General features: G+C 36.8%; 14 protein-coding genes, 6 tRNA genes and 3 rRNA genes. 22 read left to right on the forward strand and 1 reads right to left on the reverse strand.

Annotation, left to right across the window (positions count from 1 at the left end):
• Positions 1-186: 186 nt before the first annotated feature.
• From P3U32_RS02095 to P3U32_RS02200, 22 genes are all read left to right on the forward strand, one after another.
• Positions 187-1,248 (forward strand): Mrp/NBP35 family ATP-binding protein, encoded by a 1,062-nt coding sequence (locus P3U32_RS02095; RefSeq protein WP_323703961.1) that lies wholly within the window; start codon positions 187-189, stop codon positions 1,246-1,248.
• Between the two features lie 15 nt (positions 1,249-1,263).
• Positions 1,264-1,893 (forward strand): KinB-signaling pathway activation protein, encoded by a 630-nt coding sequence (locus P3U32_RS02100; RefSeq protein ID WP_323703962.1) that lies wholly within the window; start codon positions 1,264-1,266, stop codon positions 1,891-1,893.
• Positions 1,894-2,330: 437 nt separating this feature from the next.
• Positions 2,331-3,886: ribosomal RNA gene (locus tag P3U32_RS02105) — 16S ribosomal RNA — on the forward strand.
• A gap of 251 nt (positions 3,887-4,137) precedes the next feature.
• Positions 4,138-7,064: ribosomal RNA gene (locus P3U32_RS02110) — 23S ribosomal RNA — on the forward strand.
• Between the two features lie 199 nt (positions 7,065-7,263).
• Positions 7,264-7,378, forward strand: a 5S ribosomal RNA gene (gene rrf, locus P3U32_RS02115).
• Together the 16S, 23S and 5S rRNA genes with 6 tRNA genes alongside form the textbook arrangement of a ribosomal RNA operon.
• A 13-nt stretch (positions 7,379-7,391) precedes the next feature.
• Positions 7,392-7,466 (forward strand) — tRNA-Asn (locus P3U32_RS02120).
• Between the two features lies 1 nt (position 7,467).
• Positions 7,468-7,539: transfer RNA gene (locus P3U32_RS02125), tRNA-Glu, on the forward strand.
• 10 nt (positions 7,540-7,549) lie between these two features.
• Positions 7,550-7,625: transfer RNA gene (locus P3U32_RS02130), tRNA-Val, on the forward strand.
• Positions 7,626-7,657: 32 nt separating this feature from the next.
• Positions 7,658-7,741: transfer RNA gene (locus tag P3U32_RS02135), tRNA-Tyr, on the forward strand.
• A gap of 4 nt (positions 7,742-7,745) precedes the next feature.
• Positions 7,746-7,820: transfer RNA gene (locus tag P3U32_RS02140), tRNA-Gln, on the forward strand.
• 6 nt (positions 7,821-7,826) lie between these two features.
• A tRNA-Lys gene (locus P3U32_RS02145) sits at positions 7,827-7,899 on the forward strand.
• 218 nt (positions 7,900-8,117) lie between these two features.
• The gene (gene rocF, locus P3U32_RS02150; protein WP_323703963.1) at positions 8,118-9,023 is read left to right on the forward strand and encodes an arginase; all 906 of its coding nucleotides are present in this window, start codon (positions 8,118-8,120) and stop codon (positions 9,021-9,023) included.
• 139 nt (positions 9,024-9,162) lie between these two features.
• Positions 9,163-9,969 (forward strand): diadenylate cyclase CdaA, encoded by an 807-nt coding sequence (cdaA, locus tag P3U32_RS02155; RefSeq protein WP_323703964.1) that lies wholly within the window; start codon positions 9,163-9,165, stop codon positions 9,967-9,969.
• Positions 9,970-10,905: a CdaR family protein gene (locus P3U32_RS02160; RefSeq protein ID WP_323703965.1), complete on the forward strand. Its 936-nt coding sequence runs from the start codon at positions 9,970-9,972 to the stop codon at positions 10,903-10,905.
• 21 nt (positions 10,906-10,926) lie between these two features.
• Positions 10,927-12,279 (forward strand): phosphoglucosamine mutase, encoded by a 1,353-nt coding sequence (glmM, locus tag P3U32_RS02165; RefSeq protein ID WP_323703966.1) that lies wholly within the window; start codon positions 10,927-10,929, stop codon positions 12,277-12,279.
• 496 nt (positions 12,280-12,775) lie between these two features.
• Positions 12,776-14,578 carry a glutamine--fructose-6-phosphate transaminase (isomerizing) gene (gene glmS, locus P3U32_RS02170; RefSeq protein ID WP_323703967.1) on the forward strand — a complete coding sequence of 601 codons (1,803 nt, stop codon included), beginning with the start codon at positions 12,776-12,778 and terminating at the stop codon, positions 14,576-14,578.
• Positions 14,579-14,785: 207 nt separating this feature from the next.
• Positions 14,786-15,088, forward strand: coding sequence for a metal-sensing transcriptional repressor (locus tag P3U32_RS02175; RefSeq protein WP_323703968.1), 303 nt, complete (start codon positions 14,786-14,788; stop codon positions 15,086-15,088).
• A 14-nt stretch (positions 15,089-15,102) separates the two neighbouring features.
• Positions 15,103-17,487, forward strand: coding sequence for a heavy metal translocating P-type ATPase (locus P3U32_RS02180; RefSeq protein ID WP_323703969.1), 2,385 nt, complete (start codon positions 15,103-15,105; stop codon positions 17,485-17,487).
• Between the two features lie 173 nt (positions 17,488-17,660).
• The gene (locus P3U32_RS02185; protein ID WP_323703970.1) at positions 17,661-18,269 is read left to right on the forward strand and encodes a DedA family protein; all 609 of its coding nucleotides are present in this window, start codon (positions 17,661-17,663) and stop codon (positions 18,267-18,269) included.
• A 150-nt stretch (positions 18,270-18,419) separates the two neighbouring features.
• Positions 18,420-19,202, forward strand: a complete 783-nt coding sequence (locus tag P3U32_RS02190) for a VOC family protein (protein ID WP_323703971.1) — start codon at positions 18,420-18,422, stop codon at positions 19,200-19,202.
• Positions 19,203-19,306: 104 nt separating this feature from the next.
• A complete protein-coding gene (locus P3U32_RS02195) occupies positions 19,307-20,086 on the forward strand; it encodes an ABC transporter ATP-binding protein (protein ID WP_323703972.1) in 780 nt (259 codons plus the stop codon).
• A gap of 74 nt (positions 20,087-20,160) precedes the next feature.
• Positions 20,161-21,024 (forward strand): HAD family hydrolase, encoded by an 864-nt coding sequence (locus P3U32_RS02200; protein WP_323703973.1) that lies wholly within the window; start codon positions 20,161-20,163, stop codon positions 21,022-21,024.
• A 65-nt stretch (positions 21,025-21,089) separates the two neighbouring features.
• Here P3U32_RS02200 and P3U32_RS02205 read toward each other — a convergent pair.
• Positions 21,090-22,231, reverse strand: a protein-coding gene (locus P3U32_RS02205; RefSeq protein ID WP_323702460.1) for an IS3 family transposase whose coding sequence is annotated in 2 segments (ribosomal slippage) — positions 21,090-21,961 and positions 21,961-22,231 — 1,143 coding nt in all. Because the reading frame shifts where the segments join, the coding sequence is not laid out codon by codon here.
• Positions 22,232-22,336 lie beyond the last annotated feature (105 nt).

The raw sequence follows: 22,336 nt of genomic DNA on the forward strand, positions 1-22,336 counted from the left end.
GTATTTAAAAGCTAGGACAAAGTTGAGAAACTGTCCTAGCTTTTTTTATTTATATGTAGAAAATAGTGAATCGTAAGTTCGTTTTTTAATCATTCTTTTTTAAACAATTAATTACATTAAATTAAGAATTTTTGTTACACTAAAGATAAAGATTTATAGATATATTTATGAAGGGGAGTAGTAATTGTGTTAACTGTAGAAGAAGTTGAATCACTGGTAGGCGCGTTAAATGATCCTATCGTTGAAGTACCACTTAAAGAAACGGGCGGTATTATAGAAGTAAAGATTAAAGAAGAGAAAGAACATATAAGTGTTAAAATTGCGATTGCTAAATTAGGTGGACAACCTCAATTAGATTTACAAATGGAGATTGTTGATTTGTTGAAAGAGCATGGTGCAAAAACAGTAGGAATTAGATTTGATCAACTTTCAGATGAAGCTTTAGAAAATTTCAAAGGTGCTATGGAAGAAGAAACAATCGAAGGATTACTTTCTAAAGATAACCCAGTTGAATTTATTGCAGTAGCATCTGGTAAAGGTGGCGTAGGGAAATCTACAGTAGCCGTTAACTTAGCAGTATCCCTTGCAAGACAAGGGAAAAAAGTTGGTCTTGTTGATGCGGATATTTATGGTTTTAGTGTACCAGATATGATGGGTATTCAAGAAAAACCTGAAGTAGAAGGAGAACAAATCATTCCTGTTGAGGGTGAAGGCGTGAAAGTAATTTCTATGGCTTTCTTTGTTGAAGAAAATGCACCAGTTATTTGGAGAGGTCCAATGCTAGGTAAGATGATAACGAGTTTCTTCACTGAAGTTAAATGGGGAGAACTAGATTATCTAATTTTAGATTTACCACCAGGCACAGGTGATGTTGCACTAGATGTTCATACAATGTTGCCTTCAAGTAAAGAAATAATTGTCACAACACCACATCCAACTGCAGCATTTGTCGCAGCTAGAGCGGGAGCAATGGCTAAACATACTGAACATTCAATTCTTGGGGTAATTGAAAATATGTCTTATTTCCAAAGTAAAGAAACAGGAAATAAAGAATATGTATTTGGTAAAGGTGGCGGTGCTAAATTAGCACAAGAACTTCAAACGACTTTATTAGGAGAATTACCATTAAGTCAGCCAGAATGGGATGAGAAGAATTTTTCTCCTTCTATATATAAAGCAGAAGAACCATTAGGGAAAGTATATACCCAAATTGCAGAGAATATAATTGAAATAACAGCGGAAGTATAGCGCGGAGGTAAACTGGTGACCTTAAAATATTTAATTCAATTTTATAGAAACACGTTACTTATCGGTGTAGTTGTTACATATGTAGCCTCATTAATATTTGCTTATGATAAAGTGACAAAGTATTTATTAGATGGAGATATTGGGAATTTCCTTGCAGCTTCAGTATGGTTTATGGTCGTTGGACTACTTGTTGCTACGATTAGCCAATTAGCATATTTCATCTATTTATTTATTAATCAATTAGGAATCGGTATATTTGGAAAGATATGGCCACATGTACAAATTGTTATAACAATCTTTGCTATATTTGATCTTGTTTATTTTAGATTTTTGAGATTTGGTAATGCAAATCAAATCCTTACATTTATTTGGCTACCAATTCTTGTTATTATTTTTGCACTTATCATTAGTAATATTAAAAATAAGCAATCAGATAAAAATCTTTGGATTCCATCAATGTTCTTTATGATAGTAATGACAACTGTAGAATTAATACCTTTTTTAAGAGTTGAAGATACAAGTTGGATCTATTTAACGATATTTGGACTACTATTATGTAACGCATATCAATTAATAACACTACCAAAATTCAATGCATTATCACTTGAAGAAAGAAAAATGAAAAAGACGAAACAACAAAACTAGCAGAAAAGCATGCTAGAAATGATGAAAAACACAAGTTTAAGGGTTTATTACAACTTAATCTTGTGTTTTTTAATTTTTTGTAAAAAAAGATGAGAAACATTATTGACTTTTAGAATGCCACTTGATATTATATAAAAGTCGTCAAAACGACAGAGCAAACACACAAACAACAAAATAAACTTTTTGTTAAAAGTGTAAAATTGACTCTTGTTAATACGTAATAAATGTTATATATTTATAAACGTGTTAAAAACAAGTAAAGAAATCAGTTGAAAACAATAACTACTTTATAGTACAATATTGTTTAGACATTTGATGAATGAACATTGAAAACTGAATGACAATATGTCAACGTTAATTCCAATAATTTGAGTACTATTAGTACTTCAAGAGTGATTGGCTTAACCAATCAAAAAGAGCTAATCAAGCTTACTTCTTTTATGGAGAGTTTGATCCTGGCTCAGGATGAACGCTGGCGGCGTGCCTAATACATGCAAGTCGAGCGAACAGATGAGAAGCTTGCTTCTCTGATGTTAGCGGCGGACGGGTGAGTAACACGTGGGTAACCTACCTATAAGACTGGGATAACTCCGGGAAACCGGGGCTAATACCTGATAATATTTTGAACCGCATGGTTCAATAGTGAAAGGCGGCTTCGGCTGTCACTTATAGATGGACCCGCGCCGTATTAGCTAGTTGGTAAGGTAATGGCTTACCAAGGCGACGATACGTAGCCGACCTGAGAGGGTGATCGGCCACACTGGAACTGAGACACGGTCCAGACTCCTACGGGAGGCAGCAGTAGGGAATCTTCCGCAATGGGCGAAAGCCTGACGGAGCAACGCCGCGTGAGTGATGAAGGTTTTCGGATCGTAAAACTCTGTTGTTAGGGAAGAACAAATTTGTTAGTAACTGAACAAGTCTTGACGGTACCTAACCAGAAAGCCACGGCTAACTACGTGCCAGCAGCCGCGGTAATACGTAGGTGGCAAGCGTTATCCGGAATTATTGGGCGTAAAGCGCGCGTAGGCGGTTTCTTAAGTCTGATGTGAAAGCCCACGGCTCAACCGTGGAGGGTCATTGGAAACTGGGGAACTTGAGTGCAGAAGAGGAGAGTGGAATTCCATGTGTAGCGGTGAAATGCGCAGAGATATGGAGGAACACCAGTGGCGAAGGCGGCTCTCTGGTCTGTAACTGACGCTGAGGTGCGAAAGCGTGGGGATCAAACAGGATTAGATACCCTGGTAGTCCACGCCGTAAACGATGAGTGCTAAGTGTTAGGGGGTTTCCGCCCCTTAGTGCTGCAGCTAACGCATTAAGCACTCCGCCTGGGGAGTACGACCGCAAGGTTGAAACTCAAAGGAATTGACGGGGACCCGCACAAGCGGTGGAGCATGTGGTTTAATTCGAAGCAACGCGAAGAACCTTACCAAATCTTGACATCCTTTGATCGCTCTAGAGATAGAGTTTTCCCCTTCGGGGGACAAAGTGACAGGTGGTGCATGGTTGTCGTCAGCTCGTGTCGTGAGATGTTGGGTTAAGTCCCGCAACGAGCGCAACCCTTAAGCTTAGTTGCCATCATTAAGTTGGGCACTCTAGGTTGACTGCCGGTGACAAACCGGAGGAAGGTGGGGATGACGTCAAATCATCATGCCCCTTATGATTTGGGCTACACACGTGCTACAATGGATAATACAAAGGGCAGCGAATCCGCGAGGCCAAGCAAATCCCATAAAATTATTCTCAGTTCGGATTGTAGTCTGCAACTCGACTACATGAAGCTGGAATCGCTAGTAATCGTAGATCAGCATGCTACGGTGAATACGTTCCCGGGTCTTGTACACACCGCCCGTCACACCACGAGAGTTTGTAACACCCGAAGCCGGTGGAGTAACCTTTTATTAGGAGCTAGCCGTCGAAGGTGGGACAAATGATTGGGGTGAAGTCGTAACAAGGTAGCCGTATCGGAAGGTGCGGCTGGATCACCTCCTTTCTAAGGATATTACGGAATGACCATTAGGTCATGGAATAGCGTAGACATATTGTATTCAGTTTTGAATGTTTATTTAACATTCACATTGCACATTGAAAACTAGATAAGTAAGCAAATAGATTTTACCAAGCAAAAAAACCGAGTGAATTTCTAACGAAATTCAAGCTTAATAATCGCGCGTCGTCTTTTTAGACGACATCACAGATTAATAACATTTATTTTCTTAAACAGTGATGTATAAGGAAATATTAGATTAAGTTATTAAGGGCGCACGGTGGATGCCTTGGCACTAGAAGCCGACGAAGGACGTTACTAACGACGATATGCTTTGGGGAGCTGTAAGTACGCTTTGATCCAGAGATTTCCGAATGGGGAAACCCAGCATGAGTTATGTCATGTTATCCGCATATGAATACATAGTATGTGAGAAGGCACACCCGGAGAACTGAAACATCTTAGTACCCGGAGGAAGAGAAAGAAAACTCGATTCCCTGAGTAGCGGCGAGCGAAACGGGAAGAGCCCAAACCAACAAGCTTGCTTGTTGGGGTTGTAGGACACTCAATACGGAGTTACAAAGGAAATAATTAGACGAATGGCTTTGGAAAAGCCAACCATAGAAGGTAAAAGTCCTGTAGTCGAAAGTTATTTCTCTCCTGAGTGGATCCTGAGTACGGCGGAACACGTGAAATTCCGTCGGAATCCGGGAGGACCATCTCCCAAGGCTAAATACTCTCTAGTGACCGATAGTGAACCAGTACCGTGAGGGAAAGGTGAAAAGCACCCCGGAAGGGGAGTGAAATAGAACCTGAAACCGTGTGCTTACAAATAGTCAGAGCCCGTTAATGGGTGATGGCGTGCCTTTTGTAGAATGAACCGGCGAGTTACGATTTGATGCAAGGTTAAGCAGTAAATGTGGAGCCGTAGCGAAAGCGAGTCTGAATAGGGCGAATGAGTATCTGGTCGTAGACCCGAAACCAAGTGATCTACCCATGTCCAGGTTGAAGTTCAGGTAACACTGAATGGAGGACCGAACCGACTTACGTTGAAAAGTGAGCGGATGAGGTGTGGGTAGCGGAGAAATTCCAATCGAACTTGGAGATAGCTGGTTCTCTCCGAAATAGCTTTAGGGCTAGCCTCAAGTGATGATTATTGGAGGTAGAGCACTGTTTGGACGAGGGGCCCCTCTAGGGTTACCGAATTCAGACAAACTCCGAATGCCAAATAATTTAACTTGGGAGTCAGACTATGGGTGATAAGGTCCGTAGTCGAAAGGGAAACAGCCCAGACCACCAGCTAAGGTCCCAAAATATATGTTAAGTGGAAAAGGATGTGGCGTTGCCCAGACAACTAGGATGTTGGCTTAGAAGCAGCCATCATTTAAAGAGTGCGTAATAGCTCACTAGTCGAGTGACACTGCGCCGAAAATGTACCGGGGCTAAACATATTACCGAAGCTGTGGATTATCCGTAAGGATAATGGTAGGAGAGCGTTCTAAACGTGTCGAAGCATGATCGTAAGGACATGTGGAATGTTTAGAAGTGAGAATGCCGGTGTGAGTAGCGAAAGATGGGTGAGAATCCCATCCACCGATTGACTAAGGTTTCCAGAGGAAGGCTCGTCCGCTCTGGGTTAGTCGGGACCTAAGCCGAGGCCGATAGGCGTAGGCGATGGATAACAGGTAGATATTCCTGTACCACCTATGATTGTTTGAACGATGGGGGGACGCAGTAGGATAGGCGAAGCGTGCTGTTGGAGTGCACGTCCAAGCAATAAGACTGAGTGTTAGGCAAATCCGGCACTCGTAAGGTTGAGTTGTGATGGGGAGTTGGATCATGTATCCGGCGAGTCGTTGATTTCACACTGCCAAGAAAAGCCTCTAGTTAGAAAATAGGTGCCCGTACCGCAAACCGACACAGGTAGTCAAGATGAGAATTCTAAGGTGAGCGAGCGAACTCTCGTTAAGGAACTCGGCAAAATGACCCCGTAACTTCGGGAGAAGGGGTGCTTTTTAGGGTGAAAGCCTTGAAGAGCCGCAGTGAATAGGCCCAAGCGACTGTTTATCAAAAACACAGGTCTCTGCTAAACCGTAAGGTGATGTATAGGGGCTGACGCCTGCCCGGTGCTGGAAGGTTAAGAGGAGTGGTTAGCTTCTGCGAAGCTACGAATCGAAGCCCCAGTAAACGGCGGCCGTAACTATAACGGTCCTAAGGTAGCGAAATTCCTTGTCGGGTAAGTTCCGACCCGCACGAAAGGCGTAACGATTTGGGCACTGTCTCAACGAGAGACTCGGTGAAATCATAGTACCTGTGAAGATGCAGGTTACCCGCGACAGGACGGAAAGACCCCGTGGAGCTTTACTGCAGCCTGATATTGAAATTTGGCACAGCTTGTACAGGATAGGTAGGAGCCTTTGAAGCGTGAGCGCTAGCTTACGTGGAGGCGCTGGTGGGATACTACCCTGGCTGTGTTGACTTTCTAACCCGCACCATTTGATCATGGTGGGAGACAGTGTCAGGCGGGCAGTTTGACTGGGGCGGTCGCCTCCTAAAGAGTAACGGAGGCGCTCAAAGGTTCCCTCAGAATGGTTGGAAATCATTCGCAGAGTGTAAAGGCACAAGGGAGCTTGACTGCGAGACCTACAAGTCGAGCAGGGTCGAAAGACGGACTTAGTGATCCGGTGGTTCCGCATGGAAGGGCCATCGCTCAACGGATAAAAGCTACCCCGGGGATAACAGGCTTATCTCCCCCAAGAGTTCACATCGACGGGGAGGTTTGGCACCTCGATGTCGGCTCATCGCATCCTGGGGCTGTAGTCGGTCCCAAGGGTTGGGCTGTTCGCCCATTAAAGCGGTACGCGAGCTGGGTTCAGAACGTCGTGAGACAGTTCGGTCCCTATCCGTCGTGGGCGTAGGAAATTTGAGAGGAGCTGTCCTTAGTACGAGAGGACCGGGATGGACATACCTCTGGTGTACCAGTTGTCGCGCCAGCGGCATAGCTGGGTAGCTATGTATGGACGGGATAAGTGCTGAAAGCATCTAAGCATGAAGCCCCCCTCAAGATGAGATTTCCCAACTTCGGTTATAAGATCCCTCAAAGATGATGAGGTTAATAGGTTCGGGGTGTAAGCGCAGTAATGTGTGTAGCTGACGAATACTAATCGATCGAAGACTTAATCAAATTTTTTAACTCGGTTTATACCGTAAAATCTGCTTACTATCTAGTTTTGAATGTGTAATATCATTCTTATAATTGCGTAGAGAAAACGCTTATAGACGACGAATCACAATGGATGACAAATGAGTTTACTCAAGTAAATGAATGCGAAAGCCAGAAGTGATGAGGAAGTATGTAAACGATTGTCTCAAGCAAGTATTTGTCTGGTGATGATGGCAAAGAGGTCACACCTGTTCCCATGCCGAACACAGAAGTTAAGCTCTTTAGCGCCGATGGTAGTTGGACTTACGTTCCGCGAGAGTAGGACGTTGCCGGGCAAATATATATTTTTCCACAGTAGCTCAGTGGTAGAGCTATCGGCTGTTAACCGATCGGTCGTAGGTTCGAGTCCTACCTGTGGAGCCATGGCCCCTTGGTCAAGCGGTTAAGACACCGCCCTTTCACGGCGGTAACACGGGTTCGAATCCCGTAGGGGTCATTTATATTATGGAGAATTAGCTCAGCTGGGAGAGCATCTGCCTTACAAGCAGAGGGTCGGCGGTTCGAACCCGTCATTCTCCACCATTTAATATAATATAAATTAATTTTAATAAGCTGGAGGGGTAGCGAAGTGGCTAAACGCGGCGGACTGTAAATCCGCTCCTTCGGGTTCGGCAGTTCGAATCTGCCCCCCTCCACCATCATTGGGCTATAGCCAAGCGGTAAGGCAACGGACTTTGACTCCGTCACGCGCTGGTTCGAATCCAGCTAGCCCAGCCATTTTTAGAGCCATTAGCTCAGTTGGTAGAGCATCTGACTTTTAATCAGAGGGTCAGAGGTTCGAATCCTCTATGGCTCATAAGTAAAGAGAGTTGAAACATTAATTGTTTCAACTCTCTTTTTTATGTTGTATTAAAAAGTAGATTATATGCATAATTGGTATGTATATAAGTATAAATATTTGGGATATAGTAATAATATGAAAGAAATCCCTTAAATCTTGATGCAAGTGCTTACATATACTAGAATGTAATAATAATAGGTTTATTACTAAAGTAAACAAGGGGATGTTTATTCATGAAGAAAAATATAGAAATCATTGGTGCACCAACAGCATTCGGTCAACGAAAATTAGGAGTTAACTTTGGTCCTGATGCTTTAAGATATGCGGGATTAATAGAAAGACTTGAAAATATAGGACATACAGTAATTGATAAAGGAAACGTTGAGTCTCCTAATATAGATATGAAAAAATATAAAAGCGAACAAGAAGGTCTTAGAAATTTAGATGAAGTTATTTCATTTTCGGAGAATTTATATAAATCTGTAAATGAAACAAAAGAGAATGGTAACTTTCCACTTATATTAGGAGGAGATCATTCTTTATCTATTGGATCTATAGCTGGTATTAGTAAACATTATGAGAATTTAGGCGTAATTTGGTATGATGCACACGGTGACTTAAATACATTAGATTCGTCACCTAGTGGGAATATACATGGTATGCCATTAAGAGTTTTACTAGGTGATGGAGATAATACCTTAACTAACATTGGCGGGTATAAAAACAAAGTAAAACATGAAAATATTGTCCTTATTGGAATGAGGGATTTGGACGATGGAGAAAAAGAATTCATTAGAAAGAATGACATTAGAACTTATACGATGGCTGACATCGATAAACTAGGTATGAGTCATGTTATTTCTGAAACAATCGCATATCTGAAAGATAAAACAGATGGTATTCATCTTTCTTTAGATGTAGATGCGCTTGATCCAGTTGAAACACCTGGTACAGGTACTACAGTTCCTGGTGGGGCAACATATAGGGAGAGTCATTTAGCTATGGAAATGTTACATGATTCAGAACTCATTGTTTCTGCAGACTTAGTTGAAGTTAATCCACTTATTGATCAATGTAATAAAACAGCGCATCAGGCAATAGGATTAATGGGTTCATTCTTCGGAGAAAAGCTTTTATAATTGACAAATGCATACAGAATTTATATAAATAAGAAGTCTCTTTATAGAGGCTTTTTTGTTTTATATATAATTAAATTAACAATCTAACTAAAAAATTGTTATAATAATCACTAGGTAAAAGAAACACGGAGGAGATACTATGCAGTTACCTGAAATTTTTGGTGAGTTGAGTGCCATAAAGGTAATCACAGGTATACTTGATTTAATTATTGTATGGTACGTATTGTACTTAATCATAACAGTTGTTAAAGGTACAAAAGCAATACAATTATTAAAAGGTATATTTTTCATCATAATAGGTAGAACAGTAAGTAATTTTTTGAATTTAACAACGACAACGTTGCTATTTGATTTTGTATTACAATGGGGCTTCTTAGCAATCATTGTCATATTCCAACCCGAATTTAGACGTGCCTTAGAGCAATTAGGAAGAGGTAGTTTATTTAAAAGGGTTAATGTAGCAACATCAGCTGATCAAGAACGATTAACGGATAGTGTCGATAAAGCAATACAATATATGGCGAAGAGACGTATAGGTGCATTGATTGTCTTTGAAAAAGAAACAGGATTACAAGACTACATAGAGACAGGTATACCAATCAATGCGGATATTTCACAAGAACTATTAACGAATATATTTATACCTAATACACCGTTGCATGATGGTGCAATGATTATTCAAGAGCAAAAGATTGCAACTGCAGCAAGTTATTTACCATTATCTGATAGTCAAAAAATATCCAAAAGTTTAGGAACAAGACATAGAGCAGCTGTAGGTATTTCAGAAGTTTCAGATGCATTTACGGTCATAGTATCTGAAGAAACAGGATCAATTTCAGTGACTTTTGATGGTAAATTGAGAAAAGAAATATCAAGCGAAGCGTTTAGAGAATTACTAGTTGAGCATTGGTTCGGTTCTGTTCAAAACAGAAAGGATGTGAAGTAGATGCTAGAATCAAAATGGGGATTGCGATTCGTTGCTTTAATCCTAGCATTGCTGATGTTCTTATCTGTAAATAATGTGTTCGGAAGTTTATTTTCACAGAACGCTTTGAATAGTTCTGATCATATTATTGCGGATGTACCTGTAGATACTGTTTATAATAATAAAGAGTTATACTTATCTGGTGCACCGAAGACAGTCGATGTCAAAGTGTCTGGGCCACAATCTACTATATTAAAAGCTGAAAAATTACTTGATTTTAAAGTAGTATTAGATTTAAAGAACAAATCAGTAGGTCAGTATAAAGAGAATTTTAAAATTAAAGGATTAAGTAAAGATTTAAAATATAAAGTGGTTCCTAAGAGTGCGAACGTAGTACTTCAAGACAAGGTATCCAAAAAATATCCAATAGAAGCAGAAATCAATCAAAATAGAATTGCTTCTGGATATGAATTAGTTGGAGAAACAGTTAATCCTTCACAAGTAACGATTACTGGTGGACAGGAAGAGCTAAATAAAATTGCATACGTAAAAGCGACTTTAGATGAAAATAAACAACTTACAGATGATACAACAGAAAAAGCTGGCATCAGTGTACTTGATAGTAATTTGAATAAGTTAGATGTTCAAATACGACCTGAAACAGTGAATGTGAATATTAAAGTGGCACGGTCTAGTAAGACGGTGAGTTTAAACCCAGTTACAAAGGGTACAACATCAAAAGATATAAATATTGATGATATAAGTTTAGATAAATCAAAAGTTAAAATTTATGGTCCTCGAAATGTATTGGACGGCATTGGATCTATAGATGTACCTGTTGATGTATCTAACATTAATGATAATATAACGAAGAATGTAAGCTTAGACTTACCTGATGGCGTAGATGAGTCTGAATTTAAAGATGTAGAAGCTAAAATTAAGATTTCTAAAAATTAACAGAAATAAAGGAGAATTACTATGGGCAAATATTTTGGAACTGACGGTGTAAGAGGTGTAGCAAATTCGGAGTTAACACCTGAAATTGCTTTTAAATTAGGAAGATTCGGTGGATATGTATTATCTAAAAAGCATGGTACTGAACAACCGAAAGTATTAGTAGGAAGAGATACACGTGTTTCTGGGGAAATGTTAGAATCAGCTTTAATTGCAGGACTATCATCTATTGGTGCGGAAGTCATGAGATTAGGTGTGATTTCTACACCTGGTGTTGCATATTTAACAAGAGAAGTTGACGCAGATTTAGGTGTTATGATTAGTGCATCACATAATCCAGTTGCAGATAACGGTATTAAATTCTTTGGTCCTGATGGATTTAAATTAACGGACGATGAAGAATTAGAAATTGAGCAACTATTAGATGCTACTGAAGATAATTTACCAAGACCGACTGGTAATGACTTAAAACATACTTCTGATTACTTTGAAGGTGCACAAAAATATATTAGCTACATCAAATCAACTGTTGATGGTGACTTAGATGGACTTAAAGTTGTTTTAGATGGTGCACATGGTTCAACATATTCTCTTGCACCGTATTTATTCGGTGATTTAGAAGCAACAAGTGAAACAATTGGTTGTAAACCAGACGGCTATAACATTAATTTAAATGTAGGTTCAACACACCCAGAATCATTAGCTCAAGCTGTTGTTGATCACGGTGCAGATTTAGGACTTGCATTTGATGGCGATGGCGACAGAATCATTGCAGTTGATGAAAAGGGTCAAATCGTTGATGGTGACCAAATTATGTATATACTTGCTGAAGATATGTCTAAAAACGGTGAATTAAAAGATAACATGGTTGTATCAACAGTTATGAGTAATTTAGGATTCTATAAAGCTTTAGATGAAGAAGGCATTAAATCTAATAAAACTAAAGTAGGCGACAGATATGTTGTTGAAGAAATGAGACGTGGATCATACAGTTTAGGTGGAGAACAATCAGGTCATATTGTTCTTATGGATTATAATACAACTGGTGATGGCTTATTAACAGGTGCACATTTAGCAAGCATCGTTAAGCGTTCTGGCAAAAGTTTAAGTGACTTAGCTAGTAAAATGAAAAAATATCCTCAAAAATTAGTAAACGTTCGCGTTTCAGATAAATACGGTGTTGAAGAAAATACTAAAGTATCTGAAATCATCACTAAAGTTGAAGTAGAAATGAATGGTGAAGGACGTATATTAGTAAGACCTTCAGGAACAGAACCACTTGTTCGTGTTATGGTAGAAGCTAAGACTGAAGAAGATGCTGAAAGCTATGTTAATCGCATTGCTGAAGTTGTACAACAAGAAATGGGAATCGAATAATAAAGGTTAGAAGAGATTGGGACATAATGTAATGTCTCAGTCTCTTCTATTTTTTTGTATTTAATTAAGAAATATATAGTTTTAAGTAATGAAATTGTAAATTTTGGACATATTTTTGAGTAATTTAGTATTATAATTGCACAACATACCATTTCATTGTAGAATGAAGGGAGTCTAAATGAGGAGGATTGTGAGGTTGACCAAAATAAGGAAACTTATAGCGCCTGAACAAAGGACGTACATGATTAATGAAGCGTGTATATTCAGATACATGTCGAAAGAATGTAAGTGACTTTGTTGACGAGGAGGATAGTTATCGAATTATCGGCGGATGCTATCCCGGATGTGGCCCATTCGAAAGTTCAATGTTTAAAGCATATAGGTGACTATATGTCCAAAGCCATTGAAATAGCCATGAAGAAAATAATGTATAGAAGCGACCGGACATGCATGTGAACGTCTGACCGCTTATTTAAAATTGGAGGAGTATTTAATTATGTGTGGAATTGTAGGATATATCGGTAGAGAGAATGCTAAAGAATTATTACTTAAAGGATTAGAAAAATTAGAATATAGAGGCTATGACTCAGCAGGTATCGCTGTTAGAAATGAAGAAGAAATTAAAGTATTTAAAGAAAAAGGAAGAATTGCAGAATTACGTAAAGCATCTTCTAGTGATTTTGATGGACAAATTGGTATCGGACATACACGTTGGGCAACACATGGTGTTCCTAACTATGAAAATGCGCATCCACATCAATCAACATCAGGTCGTTTCACTTTAGTGCATAACGGTGTTATTGAAAACTATGAACAACTTAAAAGTGAATTTTTAGGAAGTCTTACTTTTAAATCTGATACAGATACTGAAGTAATTGTTGAATTGATTGAATACTTCTCAAACGAAGGATTAACAACAGAAGAAGCATTCAATAAAGTATTATCTTTATTACATGGTTCATATGCATTAGGTTTATTAGATGAACAAGATGCAGATACTATTTATGTTGCTAAAAACAAATCACCATTATTAGTTGGTATCGGTGACGGATTTAATGTTATCGCTTCAGATGCAATTGCAATGTTAGCTGTAACAGATACTTATAAAGAATTAGTAGATAACGAAATTGTTATTGTTAAACGTGATGAAGTTATTATTAAAGATCAAGAAGGTAACGTAGTAGAGAGAGATAGCTATAAAGCTGAAATTGATGCTTCAGATGTTGAAAAAGGAACTTACGATCATTACATGTTAAAAGAAATTCATGAACAACCTGGAGTAATGCGTAACATTATCCAAAACTATCAAGATGAATCAGGTAACCTTAAAATTGATAAAGCAATTATCGATGACGTAGCACAAGCAGATAGAATTTATATCGTTGCATGTGGTACAAGTTATCATGCAGGATTAGTAGGTAAAGAATTTATTGAAAAATGGGCTCAAGTACCAACTGAAGTACATGTTGCGTCAGAATTCGTTTACAATATGCCTTTATTATCTGAGAAACCATTATTTATCTTCATTTCACAATCAGGTGAAACTGCGGATAGCCGTGCTGTATTAGTTGAAGCGAAAAAATTAGGTCATAAAGCATTAACGATTACAAACGTACCTGGATCAACATTGTCACGTGAAGCGGATCATACGCTAATCTTACATGCAGGTCCTGAAATCGCTGTTGCTTCAACAAAAGCTTATACAGCTCAAATTGCAGTATTAGCAATCTTATCTCAAGTTGTTGCAAATGCACATAATAAAGATACTGGTGTAGATATTATCCCAGAATTAGCAAAAGTAACGACAGCAATTACTGCAATTGTTGACGATGCGCCTAAAATGGAACAAATTGCTAAAGACTTCTTAGAAACTACACGTAATGCATTCTTCATTGGACGTACAATGGATTATTACGTTGGTCTTGAAGGTGCTTTAAAACTTAAAGAAATTTCTTATATCCAAGCAGAAGGATTTGCTGGTGGGGAATTAAAACACGGTACTATCGCTTTAATTGAAGAAGGTACTCCAATTGTTGCATTAGCAACTCAAGAAAAAGTAAACTTATCAATTCGTGGTAACGTGAAAGAAGTTGTTGCACGTGGTGCGAACCCATGTATCATTTCAATGGAAGGTTTAGAACATGATAATGATACTTATGTGATTCCACATGTACATGAAATGTTATCACCATTAGTATCTGTTGTTACATTACAACTTATTTCATATTATGCAGCGTTACACAGAGGCTGTGACGTAGATAAACCACGTAACTTAGCAAAATCAGTTACAGTTGAATAGATCTTATATTTAAAGAAGAAGTTAGAATGTTAAAGTCCTAACAATAAAATGCCGACAAAGTTATAAACTTTGTCGGCATTTTTTTATGGGCATGTTTTCGTTGGACATGCACGAACGAACAGTATCTTAGATTATAAAAAAATAAGCACATTATTTGCGAATTATACCTATAGGGGGTATATTATAATTAAAAAAGGACGTGAGAATATGGGTGAGCATTTAAAAGATCATACAGTTACACCTAGAACGAATGAAGAGAAGGAAAAAGTGATTAATCGACTAAAGCGTATTGAGGGTCAGGTAAGAGGTATACAGAGTATGGTTGAGGAAGATAGATACTGTGTAGATATTCTTGTACAAATGAGTGCCATACAATCAGCTTTAAAAAATGTCGGGTTTGCTGTAACAGAACGTCATATGAAACATTGTGTCACAGATGCGATTCAAAAAGGTGAAGGTGACGAAACGATTGAAGAATTAATGCGTGTACTTAAACAATTTTCTAAATAAGGTGGTGTGTTTCAATGAGTCAATCAAAAAAAATGTCTGTTGGGGTAACAGGCATGACATGTGCAGCTTGTTCCAATCGTATAGAGAAAGTGTTAAATAGAATGGACGGTGTCGATGCTCAAGTCAATCTTTCTACTGAAAAGGCATCGGTCACATTTGATGAGGATAAAAATAATATAGATGATATAACAAACAAAATTGAAAAATTAGGTTATGGCGTATTGAGCGAATCCGTCGATTTAGATGTATATGGTATGACATGTGCAGCTTGTTCCAATCGAATTGAAAAGGTATTAAATAGACAAGATGGAATTAAAATGGCTACAGTCAATTTAACGACAGAACAGGCACATATAGAATATAATCCTGAATCAATCGATATAAAAACAATGATTGATAAAATTAAAAAATTAGGATACGATGCGCAATCGAAAAAGAAAATGGAAGAGAAATATTCGCATCAACATAAAGAAATCACACATATGAAACGTAAGTTGATCATTTCTGCCATTTTATCCGTACCGCTTTTGTTAACGATGTTCGTTCACTTATTTAATTTAAATGTGCCTCATATTTTAATGAATTCGTGGTTCCAGCTTACTTTAGCAACACCGGTTCAATTTATTATCGGATGGCAATTTTATGTAGGTGCTTATAAGAATTTAAGAAATAAAAGTGCGAATATGGATGTACTTGTAGCACTTGGTACGAGTGCAGCTTATTTTTATAGTGTTTATGAAACAATTAAATCAGTTATTAATCCTGACTATGTACCACATTTATATTTTGAAACGAGTGCAGTCTTAATTACTTTAATATTATTTGGAAAGTATTTAGAGAAACGTGCAAAAAGTCAAACAACCAACGCCTTGTCTTCTTTAATGAATTTGCAAGCTAAAGAAGCAAGAGTGCTTCGAAATGGTAAAGAAGAAATGATATCTATTAATGATGTCATTGTCGGGGATGTCTTAATTGTGAAACCTGGAGAGAAAATTCCGACTGACGGTACCATTGAAAAAGGTAAGGCAGCCATTGATGAATCTATGATAACTGGCGAATCAATACCTGTTGAAAAATCCGTAGACGCAGATGTCATAGGATCAACAATCATTAAAAATGGAAACATTTATATAAAGGTAACTAAAATAGGATCAGATACGGCACTTGCATCTATCGTTAAAGCTGTTGAAGAAGCGCAAGGTAGCAAAGCACCAATTCAAAGATTAGCAGATATTATTTCTGGGTATTTTGTTCCAATCGTTGTAGGGCTTGCGTTACTTACTTTTATAATATGGATAACATTGGTGAACCCTGGTCAATTTGAACGTGCACTCGTCGCATCGATTGCTGTATTGGTTATCGCTTGTCCATGCGCTTTAGGATTGGCGACACCAACATCAATTATGGTAGGTACAGGAAAAGCAGCTGAACAAGGAATCTTATTTAAAGGTGGAGAACATTTAGAACGCACACATCAATTAAATACGATTGTATTAGATAAAACGGGAACAATAACTAAAGGTAAACCTGAAGTGACAGATTTCACAGCAGATAAAGCAACGTTACAATTGTTAGCAAGTGCTGAAAAAGGCTCTGAACATCCATTAGCTGAAGCTATCGTTGCATATGCGGTAGAACAATCCGTGTCGTTACTTGAAGTGGATGATTTTCATGCTATAGCTGGTAAAGGTATTCAAGCAACAATTGATCAAAATCAAATGCTCGTCGGTAATAGAAATTTAATGACATCAAACGATATCGAAATACATGAATATGAACAACAATTATCACAATTCGAATTAGCTGGTAAAACGGCAATGCTGATTGCTGTAAATAATGAATTTAAAGGCATCATTGCTGTAGCAGATACGATTAAAGAAAGTGCACCTGAAGCGATTCGATTATTAAAAAATCAAGGATTAAATATTGTTATGCTGACTGGTGATAATGAACGTACTGCACAAGCTATAGCAAAACAAATTGGTATTGATCATGTGATTGCTGAAGTGCTACCAGAAGAAAAAGCAAACACAATTAAAGAACTACAGAAAGACGGTAAGAAAGTGGCAATGGTAGGTGACGGTATCAATGATGCACCAGCCTTAGCCATAGCTGATATTGGTATTGCGATAGGTACAGGAACTGAAGTCGCAATTGAAGCGGCCGATGTAACGATATTAGGTGGAGAATTACTTCTATTACCGAAAGCCATCAAAATCAGTCATGCCACTATAAAAAATATTAAACAAAATTTATTCTGGGCATTCGGCTATAATACAGCTGGGATACCAATTGCAGCACTAGGATTATTAGCACCTTGGATTGCTGGAGCTGCAATGGCATTAAGTTCTGTCAGTGTTATAACAAATGCATTGAGATTAAAAAAAGTAAAATTATAAACAAAGAAAATCCGAAACTTTGATTGGAATATTATCGTCCTAAAGTCTGACTCTAATGTAAAACATTTACGGTATAATAATTATAGGAAGATGTTTTATATAATTTATATTTATAAGTTTAGTTTCGTGCGTAATAAGGTATTAGAAAAATAATAAATTAAAGGAGTAAATGCATGGAGAGTTGGATTACGAGTGTAATGGAGCAATTTGGCTATTATGGAATTGCTTTATTAATATTATTAGAAAATGTATTTCCACCAATACCTTCTGAAGTAATATTGACATTCGGTGGATTTATGACAACAAAATCAGATATGAATATCGTTGGTGTTGTCATTGCTTCAACTATTGGGTCGGTTGGCGGTGCAGTTATTCTGTACTGGATTGGTCGTATATTAAACGTTGAAAGATTAGAGAGAATCATCGAGAAGTGGGGAAAATATCTGAGACTAACTAAGGAAGATGTTAGAAAAGCAGATGCATGGTTTGATCGTTATGGACCTTGGACAGTCTTCTTCTGTAGATTCATTCCTTTAATTCGAAGTTTAATTTCGGTCCCAGCAGGTATGAGTGGTATGAATCAATGGTTATTCTTACTATTAACAACGTTGGGTACGCTTATTTGGAATTTAGTGCTCGTTATCGTTGGCGCAAAAGTTGGAGATAATTGGCATCAAATTGTAAATTATATGGACATATACTCACAATTTATGTATGTCATTATCGCTATTGGTATTATCATATTTATCATTTGGTTTGTTAAAAAGAAAAAGACAACTTAAGTTAATATAATCATTAAAATCAGTTCAGATTGACCATTTAAGAAGGTTAATCTGAGCTGATTTTATTTTCAAGTAATTTAAGTATACTTTTTATACTAGTTGAAGTATACTAACGTTATTAAAGAAGAAAAATTAGAAGAGGTGCGAAATATGTTCCATGATAAAGACGCGATTTTAGTAAATGGTATTACATTAAATGTTAAAGATTTAGAAAAGATGACGACTTTTTACGATAGTATCATTGGTTTAAATATAAAACAAAAGTCAGATGATCAAGTTATATTTGAAGTAGGAGAATCTGGTCATACACTTACATTGAATTTATTAACAAATGGAAGAGAGGCAAATATGAGAGAGGCAGGATTATTCCACCTAGCATTATTACTTCCAACTACGGCAGATTTGGCGGACTTTTTAATTCATGCTTCTAGACTGAATATTCCTCTAGGTGCAGGCGATCATATTGTATCAGAAGCATTATACTTTAATGATCCAGAAGGTAATGGATTAGAAATTTATAGAGATAGAGATGCGCAAAATTGGGAATGGTTCGATGGTAATGTAAAAATGGATACGCATGAAGTGGATGCTGAAGCACTTATTCAACATGCAACAAATGAAGGATGGAATGGCATGCCTTCTGGTGCGAAGATTGGGCATTTACACATTAAAACAAGCAATATAGAAGATGTGAAAGAATTCTACTTAAATACATTATATTTAAATATAGTGGTTAAAAATTTTCCAAATGCATTATTTATGTCAACAAAACATTATCATCATCATATTGCGATTAATACGTGGCAATCGAACAAAAAAAGAGAAGATAATAACAATAGCTATGGTTTAGCTAAAGTAGACATTCAAATGCCGAATGTAGAAAATAAGCAAATCACTTCACCAGATGGATTGTTATTTGAGATCAACACATAATAAATTCACATGCTACCTTCATCTCTAATCACCTTTAATAACAAAGTGCTTTAATGTACAATAAAGCCATGATAAGCACTAAATTTATTAAAGGGGATGTGCACATGCTAGTCGATTTAAAACATGTTCATTGGATGCGTGAAGGTAGATACATATTGAAAGATATTTCTTGGGAAATAAAAGATGGTGAACATTGGGTATTATATGGTTTAAATGGTGCAGGTAAATCCACGCTATTAGATATTATCAATGCATATACGGCACCTTCTTCAGGTGAATTTGAAATATTAGACATGAAGCAAGGTAAACCTGGTTATTCTGCAGATGAAATTAGAAAACAAATAGGATATGTGTCACAATCTATGCTTAGAAAAATGAGACAACAAGATAATGCATTTACAACGGTTATTAGCGGTGCATATGCTTCAATTGGTGTGTATGAAGATCCAACCGAAGCAATTAAAGATAAAGCACAACATATATGTGGAATTTTAGGGATTACGCCTTACATTAATCGCAGGTTTGATACTTTATCACAAGGTGAACAAACACGTGTATTAATTGGAAGAGCATTGATGTCAAATCCTAGATTATTGATTCTTGATGAGCCTACGAATGGATTGGACTTTGTTGCACGAGAAGATTTACTTGAGAGAATCGATCGAATTGGACAAGAAGAGCAAGGACCTACAATTATTTATGTCACGCATCATTTAGAAGAAGTCTTGCCTATTTTCAAGAAGATATTACTATTGAAAAATGGAGAAGTTTATCGTTCCGGAGACATTCAATCGACCGTGAATGCAAATCATATGAGTGAGTTGTTTAATATCGAAGTAGATGTTACTTTCAAAAATCATAGACCGATATTATCAAAAAAGTGAATATAATCTAAAAAATTGCCTTTATGTTAGACGCATGAAATAATATATATGATTAAAAATATGGAGGATGCGACATGACGACACAAGCAATTTTTCTAGATATGGATGGTACGATATTAAATGAAAATAATAGAGTATCAGATTATACGAACGAAATCATACAAGAAGTGAGAGAAAGCGGCGTTAAAGTATTTATAGCGACTGGTCGTGCATATGATGAAATCTCAACACTTGTCCCTGAGTCTTTTGAAGTAGATGGTATATTATCATCCAATGGTGCGGTAGGATACATTCAAGGTAAAGAGATATTTAAACACCAATTACCGATGCATACGGTATACAAATTGATAGACTTAGCAGAACAACATCAAATTTATTATGAGCTATTCCCTTATTATAAAAATAGAATTGCTTTAAAACGTGACAAAGACCTATTGATATCTGAAATATCCTCAGATGATCGTGGTGATGTTGAAGATAATGAATGGCAATCAAGACAAGAATCATTAAGAGAAAAAATGAATTGGGTAGATGAAATTCCAGAAGATGCTTATTCAAAATTTTATTTCTTCAAAAGAAATAAGTCAGAGATCAAGAAATGGGAAGCAGTTGTTAAACCATTAGTAGAAGAAATGAATATATCCACTTCACACTCTACTGAATGTAATTTAGAAGTAATGCCAGAAGGTGTTAATAAAGCAACTGCAATAGAAGCGACATTGAAATATTTAGATATTCAAGAAGATGTAAAAACATATGCGATAGGTGACAGTGACAACGATAGACAAATGTTAGAACATGTTGATCATCCAATCGTCATGAAAAATGCTGCTGACCATATCAAAGCGTTAGGAAAAGAAGTAACAAGCAAGACAAATGTTGAAAATGGTGTTGCTGAATATTTAAAAGAAAGATTTCTAGTTCATTCAAATATTTAAATAAAAACATGGCCGAGACGTGGCACTGCACCCTTACTAAGGGAGCTCAATAAAAACACTATTTTCTAGGCTGCTAATTTCCTATATTCTATAGGGGATAAGTAGCCTAGTTTTTGTTGAATTCTAACTTTATTATAGTTTTCAATGTAATTTTCGACAATATCTATTACAATAGTATTAGAGCTTCTAAGCTCACTGTTTAAGTAGAATGTTTCACACTTTAGAGAGGCATGAAAACATTCTATTGGGGCATTATCAGCTGGCGTTCCCTTACGGGACATGCTTCTGGTAATGCCTTTTTCTGTACATAGGGCATAGTATTCATAAGAAGTATACACACTTCCTTGATCACTATGTAATATAGCTCCTGGTTCCAATTGAAGTTGTTTTAATGTCTCATTTACTAATTCTTGATTTTGGTTTTTACCAATTTTATATGCCACAATTTCACCATTGTAAGCATCCATGATAGATGAAAGATACAACATTGTATTCCCGAAGGGTAAATAAGTGATATCTGTTAAAAGTACTTCTAAAGGTTTCTCTGCTTTGAAATTTCTATTCAATAGATTATGTGTCTTATAATATGGGTTTCCTGGTCTTTTCGATTTCTTCACGCGTACTTTACAATTTAATTTATGTTTTTGCATAATCCTTTGTACTTTCTTGTGATTAATTTTTTTATTATTTTTTCTATTTAACAAGGCAGTTATTTTTCTATAACCATATGTAAAACGATGTTTCTTACATAGTTCTATAATTTCTCGTTCATCCTCAGATATACTGAAATCTTTGTTTTTCCATCTGTAATAATTTGATTTTGGAATATCTAAAGCTTCTAAAATGACTTTCACTGTATATTTAGATTTCAATTCATTTACTAATTCAACAACTACTTCTGGGACCACTTCCTTTCCAATTCCTTGTACTTTTTTAAAATTTCATTTTCTACTTCTTTGCGCTTTAATTCAATTTTTAGTGTTTCAACAGTGCTAAATTCTTCATTTCCTTTTCCATAGGAATATTGTTTACCTACTTGTTGATTGAATCTATGTGTTTCCCCATTTCTATACCATTTCCACCACACTTTAACTTGAGATTCATTTTTAATATTTAAAGCATCCATTATTTCTCTTGCGCTATATCCTTTAAGTTTCATTTCTACTACTTTATATTTTGTTTCAACTGAATATGCCACTCTTTTCATAGAAAAAACACCTCCGTATAAATTCATTTTAATATGAATTCAACGAAAGTGTTTTTATTTTACTCCCACATCCTGGGGTTAGTGCAACGTTGTCACGGCCATGTT

It is taken from the genome of Mammaliicoccus sp. Dog046 (assembly GCF_034039665.1).
Classification (GTDB): domain Bacteria; phylum Bacillota; class Bacilli; order Staphylococcales; family Staphylococcaceae; genus Mammaliicoccus.